Origin of the sequence: Limnohabitans sp. Hippo3 (assembly GCF_003063665.1) — a bacterium.
GTDB lineage: Bacteria > Pseudomonadota > Gammaproteobacteria > Burkholderiales > Burkholderiaceae_C > Limnohabitans_A.
Genome location: NZ_NESF01000021.1, coordinates 1 through 16,155, shown reverse-complemented (window position 1 = coordinate 16,155; position 16,155 = coordinate 1). Strand labels below are relative to the sequence as shown.

The 16,155-nt window shown below is 55.3% G+C and carries 15 protein-coding genes; all 15 read left to right on the top strand.

The genetic code is table 11. The features are described 5' to 3' along the window. Positions 1 to 280: 280 nt before the first annotated feature. The 15 genes from B9Z34_RS14230 to B9Z34_RS14160 all read left to right on the top strand — a co-directional run bounded on the left by B9Z34_RS14230 (position 281) and on the right by B9Z34_RS14160 (position 15,929). Complete coding sequence (locus tag B9Z34_RS14230; protein ID WP_108428769.1) at positions 281 to 1,165, top strand: hypothetical protein; 885 nt, start codon at positions 281 to 283, stop codon at positions 1,163 to 1,165. 8 nt (positions 1,166 to 1,173) lie between these two features. Further along, a complete protein-coding gene (locus B9Z34_RS14225) occupies positions 1,174 to 2,226 on the top strand; it encodes a glycosyltransferase (RefSeq protein ID WP_158268734.1) in 1,053 nt (350 codons plus the stop codon). A 104-nt stretch (positions 2,227 to 2,330) separates the two neighbouring features. Further along, positions 2,331 to 3,608: a Vi polysaccharide biosynthesis UDP-N-acetylglucosamine C-6 dehydrogenase TviB gene (gene tviB, locus B9Z34_RS14220; RefSeq protein ID WP_108428767.1), complete on the top strand. Its 1,278-nt coding sequence runs from the start codon at positions 2,331 to 2,333 to the stop codon at positions 3,606 to 3,608. A gap of 2 nt (positions 3,609 to 3,610) precedes the next feature. Beyond that, entirely contained in the window at positions 3,611 to 4,642 is a 1,032-nt protein-coding gene (locus B9Z34_RS14215) for an NAD-dependent epimerase/dehydratase family protein (RefSeq protein ID WP_108428766.1), read from the top strand. Positions 4,643 to 4,658: 16 nt separating this feature from the next. Further along, positions 4,659 to 5,069 carry an FdtA/QdtA family cupin domain-containing protein gene (locus B9Z34_RS14210; RefSeq protein WP_108428765.1) on the top strand — a complete coding sequence of 137 codons (411 nt, stop codon included), beginning with the start codon at positions 4,659 to 4,661 and terminating at the stop codon, positions 5,067 to 5,069. 32 nt (positions 5,070 to 5,101) lie between these two features. Further along, positions 5,102 to 5,821, top strand: a complete 720-nt coding sequence (locus B9Z34_RS14205) for a DapH/DapD/GlmU-related protein (protein ID WP_108428764.1) — start codon at positions 5,102 to 5,104, stop codon at positions 5,819 to 5,821. An 86-nt stretch (positions 5,822 to 5,907) separates the two neighbouring features. After that, complete coding sequence (locus tag B9Z34_RS14200; RefSeq protein ID WP_108428763.1) at positions 5,908 to 7,026, top strand: DegT/DnrJ/EryC1/StrS aminotransferase family protein; 1,119 nt, start codon at positions 5,908 to 5,910, stop codon at positions 7,024 to 7,026. A 4-nt stretch (positions 7,027 to 7,030) separates the two neighbouring features. Next, positions 7,031 to 8,281 carry an O-antigen translocase gene (locus B9Z34_RS14195; protein ID WP_108428762.1) on the top strand — a complete coding sequence of 417 codons (1,251 nt, stop codon included), beginning with the start codon at positions 7,031 to 7,033 and terminating at the stop codon, positions 8,279 to 8,281. Between the two features lie 19 nt (positions 8,282 to 8,300). After that, positions 8,301 to 9,197, top strand: a complete 897-nt coding sequence (locus tag B9Z34_RS14190) for a glycosyltransferase family 2 protein (protein ID WP_233249634.1) — start codon at positions 8,301 to 8,303, stop codon at positions 9,195 to 9,197. A 3-nt stretch (positions 9,198 to 9,200) separates the two neighbouring features. Further along, a complete protein-coding gene (locus B9Z34_RS14185) occupies positions 9,201 to 9,731 on the top strand; it encodes a serine O-acetyltransferase (RefSeq protein WP_108428760.1) in 531 nt (176 codons plus the stop codon). A gap of 8 nt (positions 9,732 to 9,739) precedes the next feature. Continuing rightward, the gene (locus B9Z34_RS14180) at positions 9,740 to 10,876 is read left to right on the top strand and encodes a glycosyltransferase (RefSeq protein ID WP_108428759.1); all 1,137 of its coding nucleotides are present in this window, start codon (positions 9,740 to 9,742) and stop codon (positions 10,874 to 10,876) included. An 11-nt stretch (positions 10,877 to 10,887) separates the two neighbouring features. Further along, complete coding sequence (gene asnB / locus B9Z34_RS14175; protein ID WP_108428758.1) at positions 10,888 to 12,849, top strand: asparagine synthase (glutamine-hydrolyzing); 1,962 nt, start codon at positions 10,888 to 10,890, stop codon at positions 12,847 to 12,849. A gap of 115 nt (positions 12,850 to 12,964) precedes the next feature. Then, positions 12,965 to 13,930, top strand: coding sequence for an EpsG family protein (locus B9Z34_RS14170; protein ID WP_108428757.1), 966 nt, complete (start codon positions 12,965 to 12,967; stop codon positions 13,928 to 13,930). After that, complete coding sequence (locus B9Z34_RS14165; RefSeq protein ID WP_108428770.1) at positions 13,927 to 15,042, top strand: glycosyltransferase family 4 protein; 1,116 nt, start codon at positions 13,927 to 13,929, stop codon at positions 15,040 to 15,042. Before B9Z34_RS14170 ends, B9Z34_RS14165 begins: the two co-directional genes overlap by 4 nt. 116 nt (positions 15,043 to 15,158) lie before the next feature. After that, positions 15,159 to 15,929 carry a YdcF family protein gene (locus B9Z34_RS14160; protein WP_108428756.1) on the top strand — a complete coding sequence of 257 codons (771 nt, stop codon included), beginning with the start codon at positions 15,159 to 15,161 and terminating at the stop codon, positions 15,927 to 15,929. Positions 15,930 to 16,155: the final 226 nt, after the last annotated feature.

The following is a 16,155-nucleotide window of genomic DNA, read 5'->3' as shown; positions in this document are numbered from 1 at the left end:
CTAATCTTCGGGTGACCGATGCGATCAGGCGATGGCAGGACCTACGCTACCGTTTGGCTGAACCGAGCCGAAAACGCCGCTCACAGAGGGCAACGTTGCGTAAGATATTAAGTTAGCGCATATGCGCGCATGCGGGTATCCATGTCCCCAAATCCATGGATGCCCGATCAAGTCGGGCATGACAAACAACCGGTCATACCACCCCTCTGTCATACCCGCGCACGCGAGTATCCATGACCCCGAATCCATCCCCAAGTTCTTCAGTATCTTTAACCGAGAAATGACCGACACCCCCAACCACCCAGAAGACGACGAAATCGATTTGCTAGATCTGCTCTTGACCATTGCAGAAAACATCAAAATCCTCGTCATCGGCCCATTGCTGGCCGGGTTGGTGGCATTGGTCGGAGTCTGGTTCTTGCCCGCCACCTACGAAAGCAGCTTCACCCTCAACGCCCAAAAAACGCTCATTGTCGATGGCGTTGAGACAAAGCTCATACAGCCGCAACAAATCAGTGCCATTGCCGTAGCCAAGCCAACCCTTGATGCCGCCGCACAAGTATTGACCGCAGCCAAACAACCTGATTTGGCGCAGCGCCTTTTGGCAGGCGCAGCCACCAGCAGCGTTCCCCGCAACACACAGCATGTATTGGTCACACTGCAGGCACCTACTGCACAGGCCGCTCACGACATGGCACAAGCCCTCTTGTCTGCCACATTGCAGGCCAGTCGCCCACAGGGGGAAGAATTAGCGCGACTCACGCAAGACCTGCAAAAAGACCAAGCCGCTCTCGATAACGCCAGAACTCTTGAAGCCCGTTTGGACCAGGCCATCAGGCAAGGTAAAAGCAGCAACGAAGAACTGGCCAAAAACTATGTGTCCCTTTTGCCCGCTATTTCGGAGCAAACCAAGCGCGTGCATCTACAACGCGTCCGCTTGGCGGGCCTTGACGAAAGCGACATTGTTTCCAAACCTACAGTCCCATCTGCTCCTAGCAAACCGCGCAAAACCCTGGTGGTTTTAATATCCATCTTGGCCACGGGCTTCGCCCTGCTGCTGTGGGTGTTCGTGCGCAAAGCCTTCCAAGGTGCTGCCATCAACCCCGAGTCCACCGCCAAAATCGCCCGCATCCGCCAAGCCTTGGGCTTGAAGGCACGCGCCTAAGCATGGACATGTTCGCCCCCATCGCCTGGCCCCTGTTGGTGGGGGCCGTGTCGTCCTTGGTTTTGAGCTTGCTCGTGGTGTTCACCACCCGTTGGCACGGTGCCTTCAGCTTGGACGAATCGCACGGCGTGCAAAAAATGCACGCCCACCCCACGCCGCGCATCGGCGGCTTGCCCATGCTGGTGGGCCTCTTGGCCGCTTGGGTGGCATCGCCGCCCGACCTGCAGCAACGCCTCACCCCTTGGCTCTTGGCTGGCATTCCTGCCTTTGCCTTTGGTTTGGCCGAAGACTTCACCAAACGCGTCAGCGTCACCCAGCGATTGTTGGCCACCATGGCCAGCGGTGTGTTGGCTTGGTGGCTCAGCGGCTACGCACTCAGCCGGGTGGACATTTGGGGTTTTGACACCCTGCTGCAGTGGCTGCCCTTTGCCGTGATGTTCACGGCCTTCGCCGTGGGCGGTGTGGCCAACGCCATCAACATCATCGACGGCCTCAACGGCCTGGCCAGCAGCATGGTGTTTTGGGCTTTGCTGGGCTTGGCCGGTGTGGCGCACAGCGTGGGCGACCCCGTGCTCTCGCAAACCTGTTTGCTCATTGCCGCTTGTGTGGCGGGCTTTTTCTTTGTGAATTGGCCGCTGGGCAAGATCTTCTTGGGCGACGGCGGCTCTTACTTTTTGGGCTTTTCGCTGGCCTGGGGCTGCGTGCTGCTGATCGAGCGCCACGCCAACGTCACCGCCTTTGCCGCGCTGCTGCTGTGTGTGCACCCCATCACCGAGGTGCTCTTCAGCGTCTGGCGTCGCCGCCAGCGCCAACAGCACCCCGGCCACCCCGACCGCCTGCATTTCCACAGCTTGGTCAAGCGCCGCGTGATGTCGCGCATCTTGCCCCACAGCAGTAGGCGCTTTCGCAACTCAGTCGCTGGCCTTCTGGTGGGCAGCATGAGCTTTTTGCCTGCCATCATGGTGCAGTTTGTCTACCAAAGCTCCGTTGCGTCTCTGGCCTGTATAGGGTTGTTGGTTGCTGGCTATGTCTGGTTGTACCGCCGCATCGTGAGCGCTTAAGAGGCCGATTTGGCCTGTACCGATTCAAATAAACCTGTCGCATACGCCTATTGTGACTAGGACTTTCGGTGGCAGTGTCGAACTGCATCTTCATTCAGCATATTATGAATCTCAAACATTACACCATCGCTGTCATTGGCCTGGGCTATGTGGGCTTGCCGCTCGCCGTTGAGTTTGGCCGCAAACGCCCCGTGATTGGTTTTGACATCAACCCCCAGCGCATCAGCGAATTGGCCGCTGGCACCGACCACACGCTGGAGTGCTCCAACGAAGAATTGGCCAGCGCCCAACACCTGCGCTACAGCCACACGCTGGACGACCTCAAGTCCGTGCAGGTGTTCATCGTCACTGTGCCCACGCCGGTCGACCAAGCCAACCGCCCCGACATGACGCCACTGGTCAAAGCCAGCGAAACCGTGGGCAAGGTTCTCAAGCCCGGTGATGTGGTGATTTACGAATCCACCGTCTACCCTGGCGCCACCGAAGAGGTGTGTGTGCCAGTGCTCGAGAAGTTCAGCGGCTTGAAGTTTAATATGGACTTTTACTGCGGCTACAGCCCCGAACGCATCAACCCTGGCGACAAAGAACACCGCCTGCCCACCATCAAAAAGGTCACCAGCGGCAGCACGCCCGACGTGGCCGAAGCGGTGGACCAACTGTACAAAGAGATCATCACCGCTGGCACCCACAAGGCCAGCAGCATCAAAGTAGCCGAAGCCGCCAAGGTCATTGAAAACACCCAGCGCGACCTGAACATTGCGCTCATGAACGAACTGAGCCTGATCTTCAACAAGCTGGGCATCGACACTTTGGAGGTGCTGCACGCCGCGGGCACCAAATGGAACTTTTTGCCGTTCCGCCCCGGTTTGGTGGGCGGGCACTGCATTGGCGTGGACCCCTACTATCTGACGCACAAAGCGCAAGAAGTGGGCTACCACCCCGAGGTGATCTTGGCTGGCCGGCGCATCAACGACAGCATGGCCAGCCACGTGGCCGACGAGACCGTCAAGCTCATGCTGCGTAAAAACTTGCCCGTCTTGGGCAGCAAGGTACTGGTGCTCGGCCTGACCTTCAAAGAAAACTGCCCAGATGTGCGCAACACCAAGGTGGTGGACATCGTCAAAGCCCTGCGTGCCTACAACACCCAAGTGGACGTGTACGACCCATGGATCGACGTGGCCGAGGCACAACACGAATACGGCCTGGCCTGCCTGACCGAGGCCCCGGCCCACGGGCAATACGCCGCCATCGTCTTGGCGGTGGGTCACCACCAATTCTTGGCCATGGGCGAGCAAGGCATCAAAGCCTTTGGCCAAGCCGGCGCCGTGGTGTACGACGTGAAAAGCATCTTGCCCATGGGTGCCGCGGACGGACGACTCTGAACATGACCCCATACCAACAACTCTTACAAACGCTCCCCGCATCCCCAAAGACCTGGTTGGTCACAGGTGTGGCGGGTTTCATTGGCAGCAACTTGCTGGAAGCCTTGCTCAAGCTCGACCAACGTGTGGTGGGCTTGGACAACTTCGCCACCGGCTACCAACACAACTTGGACGAAGTGCAGAGCCTGGTCACGCCAGCGCAATGGGCCAACTTCCAGTTCATTCAAGGCGACATCCGCCATTTGGAAGACTGCCAACGGGCTTGCGCAGGTGTGGACTATGTTTTGCACCAAGCCGCCCTGGGCAGCGTGCCCCGCAGCTTGGCCGACCCCATCACCACCAACAGCGCCAACATCTCTGGCTTCTTGAACATGTTGGTGGCCGCCCGCGACGCGCAGGTCAAAAGCTTCACCTACGCCGCCAGCAGCAGCACCTACGGCGACCACCCGGCTTTGCCCAAGGTGGAAGACAACATCGGCAAACCCCTGAGCCCCTACGCCGTGACCAAATACGTCAACGAGCTCTACGCCGACGTGTTTTCAAAGTGCTACGGTTTTCACACCATCGGGCTGCGCTACTTCAACGTCTTTGGCCCGCGCCAAAACCCCAATGGGGCGTATGCCGCCGTGATCCCCAAATGGGTGTCCTCGCTGCTCAAAGGCGAGACGGTCTTCATCAACGGCGACGGCGAAACCAGCCGCGACTTCACTTTCATTCAAAACGCCATCCAAGCCAATCTGCTCGCCGCCACAGCCACCCACCCCGCCCTCAACCAGGTCTACAACATGGCCGTGGGCGACCGCACCACCCTCAAACAGCTATTTGCCTTGGTGCGCGACAACCTGGTGCCCTTTGGCGTGCCAGCCAACGCCGAGCCCGAATACCGTGACTTCCGCTCAGGGGACGTGCGCCACAGCCTCGCCGACACCAGCAAAGCCCAGCGCTTGTTGGGCTATGAACCCACCCACCGCATTGCCGATGGCATCCAATCTGCGACGCGTTGGTATGTTGATCATCAAAACTTGTTGCATTGAGTGACCATATCAAAGCATGAGTCTGATTAAAACCGTCACTTTCCCCCCACTCGGCGATGACCGAGGCTCGCTCGTGGCATTGGAAGCACACAAAACCGTGCCATTTGATATCAAACGGGTGTATTACATCTTTGGTACCCAAGCGGATGTTTCGCGGGGTTTCCATGCGCACAGAGCCTTGCAACAAGTGGCCGTCTGCGTGACCGGCAAATGCCGCATGGTGCTCGACGATGGTCAGAAACGCGAAGACGTCTGGCTGGACTCACCTACAAAGGGCTTGCTGATTGGGGACTTGGTTTGGCGAGAAATGCACGACTTCAGCCCGGACTGTGTTTTGTTGGTGTTGGCCAGTGAGCACTACGACGAGTCCGACTACATCCGCAGTTACGACGACTTCAAACAAATTTTGTCAATCAAAGCACTCTGAAACATCTTCGATAAATCAAAAAATTAATCATTATGAGTAACAGTTTAATTCACCCCACTGCAATTATTAATCAAAGTGCTGTTATAGGTGCTAATGTGAAAGTCGGCCCATATGCAATAATTGGGGAGGTTACAATTGGTGATAGATCTGTAATTCATCCTCATGTTGTTGTGTCTGATGGAGTGACAATTGGTGATGAAGTTGAGATCTTTCCGGGTGCTTTTATTGGCAAGGAGCCTAAAGGTGCAGGTGCCATTGCTAGGACCCCGTTATTTGATAAAAGAGTAAAAATAGGTTCAAGGTGTTCTATCGGCCCAAATTGCATAATATATTACGATGTTATCATTGGAAATAATACACTCATTGGAGATGGTGCATCAATACGTGAGATGTGTGAAATAGGGGATTTTTGCATAATTAGTAGATACGTAACGATAAATTATAATGTAAGGATCGGCAACAAAACAAAAATAATGGATATGACCCATATTACAGGCAACTCGATTATTGGAAATGATGTTTTTGTAAGCATTTTGGTTGGCACGACCAACGATAATTTATTGCGTGCTGGTTATGGCGCACACGTGACCGGTCCAGTGGTTGAGGATGGCGTAGTAATTGGTGTTGGTGCAAGTATTCTCCCAAGTGTGACGATCAAGACTAGGGCAACGGTTGGTGCTGGTTCAGTTGTTACAAAAAATGTTGATGCTGATACGACTGTCGTAGGCATACCAGCAAAAATTAAGCCTTGAAGTATGATTTTTAAAATTTCCAAATTAAATAAAATATTCATAAAACTCATAAGTTCACCTCGGTAAGTTTGATAAAGATTTGAAAAATGATTCCCTTTCTTGACTTAAAAGCCATCAACCAACAACACCGCCAAGCTTTGATCGACGCGGCCACCCGCGTCATCGATTCCGGTTGGTACGTGTTGGGCCAAGAAGGCAAAGCCTTTGAGCAAGAATTTGCTGCCTATTGCGGTACCCGGCATTGCGTGGGCATGGCCAACGGCCTGGACGCGCTGGTGTTGACCCTTCGCGCTTGGAAAGAGTTGGGCAAGCTCAAGGAGGGTGACGAGGTCATCGTGCCCGCCAACACCTACATCGCCAGCGTTTTGGCCATCACCGAAAACCGACTCAAGCCCGTGCTGGTGGAGCCCGACGCGCGAACCTACAACCTGTGCCCCCAGAAGGTGCGCCAAGCCATCACGCCCAAAACCAAGGCCATCGTGGCGGTGCACCTGTATGGGCAATTGGTCCCCATGAAGGCGATCATGGACTTGGCCGATGAACACAAGCTCTTGGTGCTGGAAGACTCAGCACAAGCCCACGGCGCAACAGTTGACGGCAAACGTGCAGGCAACTGGGGCCACGCCTCTGGCTTCAGCTTTTATCCCGGCAAAAATCTGGGTGCCTTGGGCGATGCAGGCGCCATGACCACCAATGACGCCGAATTGGCCCAAACCGTGCGTGCCTTGGGTAACTACGGCAGCCACAGGAAATACGAGAATCACTACCAAGGCCTCAACAGTCGTTTGGACGAAATGCAAGCCGCGTTGCTGCGCGTGAAGTTGCAGCACCTAGACGCCGACACCTTGGTGCGCCAGCAAATTGCCGTGGCTTACGCACAAGGCATCACCAACCCGCTGGTGACATTGCCCATTACCCCCAGCTCAACAGTGGCCAGCTTGCAAAACCATGTGTTCCACTTGTTTGTGGTGCGGGTCAAAAACCGCCCCGCTTTCCAAGCCCACCTGAAGGCAGCGGGCATTGACACGCTGATCCATTACCCCATACCGCCGCACCAGCAAGAGGCTTACCGCGATTACCAGCACCTGTCATTGCCATTGACCGAGACGATTCATCAAGAGGTGGTGAGTTTGCCCATGGGGCCGACGATCAGTGGTGAGCAAGTGCAAGACATCATCAAAGCCTGCAACTCCTACACCGTTTGACGTTTTGACCCTCATCAAAACCAGCCTGCTGAATGTCATCGCGGTGGGCATTCGGATGCTCACCTTGTTGGGCATCAACAAAATATTGGCCATTTATGTGGGGCCAGCAGGCTACGCGGCCTTGGGCCAGTTTCAAAACGCGGTGCAGATGATCAGCACCTTAGCCAGCGGTGCGATCAACACCGGGGTGACCAAATACACCGCCGAATACCATGACAACGAAGCTGAGCAGCGCAAAGTGTGGCAAACCGCCGGCACGATTGCGTTGACCGGTTCGCTGGTGCTGAGTGTGCTGGTGTTCATCTTCCGTGAACGGTTGGCACTGGGGTTTTTGGGCGACGCACAATTGAGCACGGTGTTTGTTTGGTTTGCGGCCACCTTGGTGCTGTTGGTCTTCAATACCTTGCTCTTGGCCATTCTCAACGGCAAAAAAGACATACCCCGCTATGTTTTGGCCAACATCGCGGGCAGTGTGCTGGCGCTGGCCATCACCGCGTTGATGGTGGTGAATTGGGGTCTTTTGGGTGCATTGATAGCTTTGGCCGTGTATCAGTCGCTCGCCTTCTTTGCCACGCTCTTTTTGTGCTTAAAAACACCTTGGTTCCGATGGCGTGAATTGGTAGGTCGGGTGTATTGGCCCGTAGCCAAAAACTTGGCCAAATACACGGCCATGGCACTCACCACCGCTGCCACGGTACCGCTGAGCCACATCCTCATCCGAAACCATATGGGCCAAACTCTAGGCTGGGAGGCCGCGGGGCACTGGGAGGCGATGTGGCGCTTGAGTGGGGCTTATTTGATGTTGGTCTCAACCACGCTGAGCGTGTATTACCTGCCACGGCTCTCAGAGTTGAAGACTGGCGCTGAGATCAAAAAGGAAATTTTGTCGGGTTATCGGGTGATTTTGCCGGCTGCTGCTGTGTGTGCCAGCTTGGTTTACCACTTACGAGACTTTCTGATCGTGACGCTGTTTAGCCCAGAGTTTCGGCCGATGGAGGTTTTGTTTTTTTGGCAATTGGTTGGTGATGTCTTGAAGATCGCCAGTTGGTTGTTTGCGTTTGCGATGTTGGGCAAAGCAATGACATTATTGTTTATGTTTACTGAAGTTATTTTTTCTATTTTATTCTATTTACTCGCTTTGATTTTCACTCCTCTTTATGGGATTGAAGGCGTCTCAATTGCGTATGCTTTAAATTACTTTATTTATTTGCCGGTGATTGCATTTTTAATTTATAAAAAGCTAACTCTAGTTTAACCTAGTTGGGATGATCCGCATGATAAAAGTCAGCATTTTAATTGTAACATACAATCAAAAAGATCTTCTTGTAGAGTGTTTGGAGAGTTGCTTATCTCAGACGTATGATAACTTTGAGATTGTTGTAGCAGATGATGGGTCGACGGATGGATCTCATGAGATGTTGATTAAATATTCGAATTTGTATCCCGGTAAATTCAAATTTAGCTTATCGAAAGTCAATTGTGGTATATCAAAAAATTCAAATGCCGGCTTGAGTTTGTGCTCTGGTAATTATGTTGCCATTATGGGTGGTGATGATTTAATGCATCCCGATAAAATAAAAAAGCAAGTTGAATTCATGGAGGCCAACCCTTCTTGTGATGTTTGTTATCACGATATGGATGTATTCGAGAGCTCCACGAATCGATCTTTGTACTTGTATAGTGACAAAAATAAATCATGCTCGGGAGATGTGCGTACAGTTATTCGGCGTGGGGCAATCAATTGCGCCTCTGCAACCATGTATCGAGCAAATAAAATCCCCTTGAGCGGTTTTAGGGAGGATTTGCCTGTAGGCTCAGATTGGATGTTGACGGTTGATGTTTTATCCAAAGGTGGGCGTTTGGTTTATATTCCTGAGGTTTTGGGTCGATACAGAAGGCATTCAAGTAATGTATCCGGACAAGATTCCCCTATTAGAGTTCAAGGCACCAAAGACCTGATTCGAACGTGTAGTTTGTGTTTGGAAGAGTATCCGCAGTATTCTAAAGAGGCTGTATTGCGCTTGTCCATGGTGCTTCGAGAATCAAGGCATGTAAACAACAAAACATTCTATCTTCCTCGAATGCTGGCATCATTCATGTCGGGTGGGGATCTAAAGTCTCTTGTCGGTATTCTGGCATTTCAACTATCGAGAGGGCGTTGGACGCTCTGAATTATGTCAATCTCTTATTTTTCATCTGACTTAAAACGTGTCACTGGGAGCGATCGTTTCTTTGTTTGGTTTAAATGGTTTGTGTTTGGTCATGCATTACATTTGACACTGTTGATTAGACTGGGGCAGTCAATGAAGACGTTGCCGCTATTGAATAAATTTCTGGTTCCTCTATGTGAGGTATTCATTAGGATTATTTATGCCAGCGATATTTCATGCCGAGCCAAAATTGGTCCTGGATTGATCATTGTCCATGGCCACGATATTGTGATTGGCTCCAACGTGATAATAGGCAATGACTGCAAAATTTTTAATGGCGTTACATTGGGAAATAAATATACAGAAGTTCCTGATAATGCTCAACCAACGGTGGGTAACGGTGTGGTGATTTCTACCGGTGCCAAAGTGTTGGGTGGGATTCAAATTGGTAACCACACGATGATCGGTGCCAACTGTGTTGTTCTTACAAACTGTCCGCCCGGAGCTGTTGTGGTCGGCGTACCGGGGCGGGTGATTCGAGTCAACCCGGTTTGAAATTGGCTATGCTCGTCTTGCACATTATTTCAAACCTCAACGTCGGCGGCGCCGAGTGGATGCTCAAGCGCTTGGCCTCTGACCCCCTGTTTCGAGCCCAAGGGCTCGAACACCACATCGTTTCTTTGCGCGACGAAGGTGTTTTGGGTCCGGTACTCAAGGCCCAAGGTGTGACGGTTCATGCGCTCAATGTCGGTCACCTTGCTTTGATGCCCCTGGCTTTTTTTCGTTTGTGGTGCCTGATTCGCCGCACCAAACCCGATGTGGTTCAGACCTGGATGGTGCATTCCGACCTGTTGGGTGGTTTGGCCGCCCGTTTGGCTGGGGTGCGTTCGGTGGTTTGGGGGGTGCGCACCACCGACTATTCGGTGGAATCGCGCAGCACCCGTTGGGTGCGCTGGGTGTGCGCCCGTTTGTCGGGTGTGGTGCCTGCACGCATCGTGTGTGCGGCGCAGGCTTCCCGGCTCAACAGCCAAGCGGCGGGTTATGCCGCTGACAAGCTGATGGTCATACCCAATGGCTTTGACGTGGCTCAGTTGTCAGAGTCATTGGGAGCAGGGCAAGCCATTCGTCAAAGCTTGGGTTTGGAGCCCGGCACCTGCGTGGTGGGTTGTTTGGGCCGTTACAACCCCGCCAAAGACCACGCCAATTTTGTGGCTGCGGCGGGTGTCCTGGCCCATCGGTTTCCCCAAGCCCGTTTTTTGATGGTTGGTCGCGGTTTGGATGTCGCCAACGCCGAGCTGATGCAGCGCATCGAGGCCACGGGCTTCTCCGAGCGTTTTGTTCTTTTGGGTGAGCGTGCCGACCCTGCGGCTTGTTTGGACGCCATGGATGTTTTCGTGCTTTCGTCTTGCACCGAGGGCTTCCCCAACGTATTGGGCGAGGCCATGGCCATGGGTTTGCCCTGCGTGAGCACCGATGTGGGTGATGCCGCTTTGCTCATGAGCAGCCGCCAATGGTTGGTGCCCGCTCGCGACTCGAAGGCCTTGGCCGACAAGATGACTGAAATGCTCGCCTTGCCGGATGAAGAGCGTCAGTGTTTGGGGGCACAAGCGCGTCAACGGGTGGTGGAGGCGTTTTCCATGACCGCCACCGCTCAACAATTCATGGACCTCTACACCCGCTTGGTGAAGGCCAAACCCTAAAGCGAACCCTTATGTGCGGATTAACTGGATTTTTGGGCCGCAGTGCCTTGGAGCACCGCGACGCGGTAAACGGTGTTCTGACGCACATGGCGCAAGCCATCGAGTCGCGTGGGCCTGATGCTTTTGGCGCTTGGGCCGACCCCGAAGCGGGCATTGCATTGGCCCATCGGCGTTTGGCCATTGTGGACCTCACCCCGGCCGGGGCGCAGCCCATGGTGGCGGCGGGTGGGCGCTATGTGTTGGCTTTTAATGGCGAGATCTACAACCATTTGAAGCTGAGACAGGAATTGGATTGCTTCGGGGCTTCGCCCCTCGCAATGACGGCCAACAGATCTTGGCGCGGGCATTCGGACACCGAGACATTATTGGCCGGTTTTGAGGCTTGGGGGGTTGAGGCCACGCTGAAGCGCGCCATCGGTATGTTTGCCTTTGCGCTGTGGGACCGCGAGCAACGCGTGTTGACGCTGGGCCGCGACCGCCTGGGCGAAAAGCCCCTGTATTACGGCTGGCAAGGTCAAGGGGCGAATGCGGTGTTTTTGTTTGGCTCCGAGGTATCGGCCTTGCGCCGCCACCCAGACTTTGCCGCCCCGATCAACCGCGATGCGCTGGCGCTCTACATGCGCCACAACTGCATTGGCGGAGAACACTCGATTTACCAAGGCATTCACAAGCTCTTGCCCGGCCATCTGCTCAACTTGGCCGCTTGGCAAACCGAACCCCGCGTGTGGGCTTGGTGGTCGGCGGGCGAAGTGGCGCAGCGCGGCGTGGCTATGCCCTTTGCCGGTTCGCCCGAGCAAGCGGTGGACGAGCTTGAAGCCTTGCTCAGCAGCGCCGTGGGCCAACAAATGGTGGCCGATGTGCCGCTGGGCGCATTCCTGTCGGGCGGCGTAGATTCCTCTACCGTGGTGGCCTTGATGCAGGCCCAATCCAGCCGCCCAGTCAAAACCTTCAGCATCGGCTTTCACGAGGCGGGCTACAACGAAGCCGAACACGCCAAAGCCGTGGCCCAGCACCTGGGCACCGAACACACCGAACTCTATGTGAGCGCACAACAAGCGCTCGATGTGATCCCCAAGCTGCCCACGCTCTACGCCGAGCCTTTTGCCGATTCGTCCCAAATACCAACCTACTTGGTGAGCCAACTGGCGCGGCAGCACGTCACAGTGTCACTCTCGGGTGACGCTGGTGACGAGCTGTTTTGTGGTTACAACCGATACCAAATGACGGCCCGGCTGTGGGGCAAGTTGCAGCGGGTACCGAAACCACTGCGCCGTGCCGCCGCCGCCGCCATCACCGCCGTGCCCCCAGCGCGTTGGGACTCACTGGGCCGTTTTTTGCCGGTGGCGCGTTTGGGCGACAAGTTGCACAAGGGCGCGGCCTTGCTGGGCTACACCACCGTGGCCGAGCTCTACCGAGGCCTGGTGTCGCACTGGCCCGAGCCCGATGCGCTGGTGTTGGGTGCCCACGAACCGGCCTCGGTGTTGAGCGGTTCACAGCCCGAGATCCAAGGTTTGAACGAGGTGGAGCGCATGATGGCGCTGGACATGCTCAGTTACCTGCCCGACGACATCTTGGCCAAGGTGGACCGTGCCGCCATGGGCGTGAGCTTGGAAACCCGTGTGCCCATGTTGGACCACCGGGTAGTGGAGTTCGCGTGGTCGCTGCCGCTGGGTTACAAGCTGCGCGGTGGCGTGACCAAATGGCCGCTGCGCGAAGTGCTGTATCGCCACGTGCCACGCGAATTGATCGAGCGGCCCAAGATGGGTTTTGGGGTGCCGATTGACCACTGGCTGCGTGGCCCGCTGCGCGACTGGGCCGAGAACCTGCTGAGCGAATCGCGCTTGCGGCAAGAGGGCTTCTTCAACCCCGCGCCCATTCGCCAGAAATGGGCTGAGCACTTATCGGGTCAGCGCAATTGGCAATACCACTTGTGGGATGTGCTGATGTTCCAGGCTTGGTTGGAGGCGAAATAAGGTGTGGCCCTACCTCTTGTTGCTTGCGCTGCTAGCAGCGCTGACGCTGTTTCGATGGGGGCAACCCCTGAGCCCGGTTTCCTACTCCGCGGTATCACGCTGGTCGCTTGGCGTGATGGTCATATTACTCGTGGGCATGATGGGGCTGCGGCACGAAGTAGGTGGTGACTGGGTGGTGTACCTCAGTTATTTGGAGTCGATCCAAGGTGAATCCTTAAAGGCGCTGTTGACTACCAATGAGCCCGGCTATTTGTTTTTGAATTGGCTGGGTGCCAATGTGTGGGGTGGTATTTACACCGTCAACACCTTGAGTGCGGCTTTGTTGGTGTGGGGTTTGTTGGCTTTCAGCCGCTGCCAACCGCGGCCACTTTTGGCCATGCTGGTGGCCTTGCCCTATTTGCTGATGGTCGTGGGCATGGGTTACACCCGCCAAAGCGTGGCGATTGGCTTGGTCATGTTGGCCATGGCAGCGGTGTTTCATGGCCGTGTTTGGCGTTACATCGCTTGGGTGATGTTGGCGGCGTTGTTCCACAAAACCGCCGTGGTCATGTTGCCTTTTGCGTTCTTCGCTTTGCGTCGCAACAAGTTGTTGTACGGCATGTTGATGGTGCTGGCGGGCGGCTTGCTGAGCACACTCTTATTGCCATATGCAGACTATTTTGTTCAAGGATATGTGGCCAATGACTATGAGTCGGGTGGTGCGCTGGTGCGCTTGCTCATGACGGTGGGGCCATCGCTGGTGTTCCTGCTTTACCGTCGCCGGTTCGGTTTTTCGATATCGGTACAAAGTTTTTGGGCTGCCTTGTCGTGGTCCAGCGTGGTGTTGCTTTTGCTTTTGTTGTGGTTTCCTGAAAACAGCACCGCCATTGACCGACTGGCCTTGTATTGGTTGCCTCTGCAATTGATGGTGTTGTCGCACCTTCCCGGCATTTGGGTGTTCAAAGGTTTCGGGCGTTCTTTTGGCACGCTCATGGTGGTCGCTTACAGCGTGCTGTTGATGTTGGGCTGGCTGCTGTTTGCTACCCATGCCCATGCTTGGTTGCCGTATCAGTTTTACCCTTGGGTATGGTTGTGGTCATGAAGAAAATGAAAGTGGTGATTGCCTTGAATACGGCGTGGAATTTGTTGAACTTCCGCGCCGGGCTCATCAAAGCCATGTTGGCCGAAGGCCATGAGGTGGTGGCCGTGGCGCCGCACGACGAATACGCCGACCGCGTGCGGGACTTGGGCTGCCAGTTCGTGGCATTGCCCATGGACAACCAAGGCACCAACCCCGTGCGAGATGCGCTCTTGTGGTGGCGCTACCGTCGTTTGTTGAAAACTTTGCGCCCCGATGTGTTCTTGGGCTTCACGGTCAAGCCCAATGTATACGGCTCTTTGGCCGCTCGCAGTTTGGGCGTCGCGGTGGTCAACAACATTGCGGGTTTGGGTTCGGTCTTCAACAAAAACAACTGGCTCACGGCTCTGGTGCGGCGCTTGTACCGTTTGGCTTTGTCGGGTTCAGCCAAGGTATTTTTTCAAAACCAAGACGACTTGGACGCCTTTGTGGCCCAAGGTTTGGTGAACCCCAAAGTGGTGGGGCTTTTGCCGGGGTCAGGAGTTGATCTAACCAAGTTTCAACCTGTGCCGAACAGGCCCGAGGACGGGCGTGTGGTATTTTTGCTGGTCGCCCGCATGTTGTGGGACAAAGGGGTGGGTGAATACGTGCAAGCCGCTGCGGCTTTGAAGGCGCAGCACCCGAATGCTGAATTTGCCCTTTTGGGTTTTTTGGACGTTCAAAACCCCACAGCCATTGGTCGGGCGCAAATGGATGAGTGGGTGAAACAAGGTGCTGTGAGCTACTGGGGCGTGAGCGACGATGTGCGCCAAGCGCTGGCCAAGGCCGATGTGGTGGTTCTGCCTTCGTACCGAGAGGGCACGCCGCGCACCTTGCTGGAGGCGGCGGCCATGGCCAAACCTTTGGTCACCACCAACGCGGTGGGCTGCCGCGATGTGGTGGACGATGGGGTGAACGGCTACCTGTGCGAATTGGCTAATGTACCCGACTTGGCTCGGGCCATGGGCGAGATGTTGGTGCTTTCACCCGAAGAGCGACAAGCCATGGGCCAGCGGGGCCGCTTAAAAATGGAGCGTTTGTATGACGAGCGCTTGGTGGTAGGCAAGTACTTACAAGTACTTAATTGTTTGACTTAAAGTTAGGACCGGTCACACTGACCCAAGTCTTAATTGACAGGGTTCAAATCACAATTGTTTGACAACAAAAGAGCCGAAAGGCTCTTTTGTCGTTTAAGAGCTTTGAAAAGGTCCAAATGTTTGTTTTGTCCAAGTTGATGTCGGCCATCACGCAGCCCATGTTTTGGCTGGCTGTGTGGTGGTGCGTGGCGCTGGGGTTGCTGAGTGGTGCTGCGCGTTGGCGGCGGGCAGCTGTTCGCATGCTTTGGGGTGGAGTGGCGGTGTTGGGGCTGCTGGGTTTTGAGGCTTTGCCGCATGCGCTGCTGCGCCCGCTGGAAAACCGATTCCCCGTGCCGCCCCCAGAGGCTGTCGGGCGGCATGTGGGCGTGATTGTGCTGGGCGGTGCCCTTGAGCACCCTGGCATTTATCAGGCGCATGGCCAGGTGCCTTTGGGCCAAGCGGCCGAGCGCATGTCCGTGCCGGTGGGGCTAATGCGGCAGCACCCTCAATTGCAATTGGTTTTTTCTGGCGGTGAGGGGCGCTTGCTGGCCACGGGCGTGAGCGAGGCCGAATTGGCCAAGGCGTTTTATGAGCAGCAGGGCGTGGACATGCGGCGTGTGATTCTGGAAAGCGGCTCGCGTACCACCCGAGAAAATGCTTTACAGGTGGCTGCGTTGTTGGGCAAGCGTTGCCAAGAGCCTTGGCTTCTGGTGACGTCGGCCTGGCACATGCCCCGGTCTGTGCCCGAGTTTGAGGCGGTGGGGTGCCAGGTGACGCCGTACCCGGTGGATTTCAGGACAGGCGATGCCACGCTGTGGGCTGAGTATTCATTGGCCCGCAGTTTGCTGCTGTGGCAAACGGCTTTGCATGAGTGGTTGGGGTTGGGGGTTTATCGGGTGACGCGGTGAGCAGGCATGGACCCCCGATCGGGTCGGGGGTGACGAATACAGGATGCGGGGCCAACGCTTGTTTGTTATGCCCGCGCACCATTTTTGTCATACCCGCGCATGCGCATATGCGCTAACTTAATATCTTACGCAACGTTGCCCTCTGTGAGCGGCGTTTTCGGCTCGGTTCAGCCAAACGGTAGCGTAGGTCCTGCCATCGCCTGATCGCATCGGTCACCCGAAGATT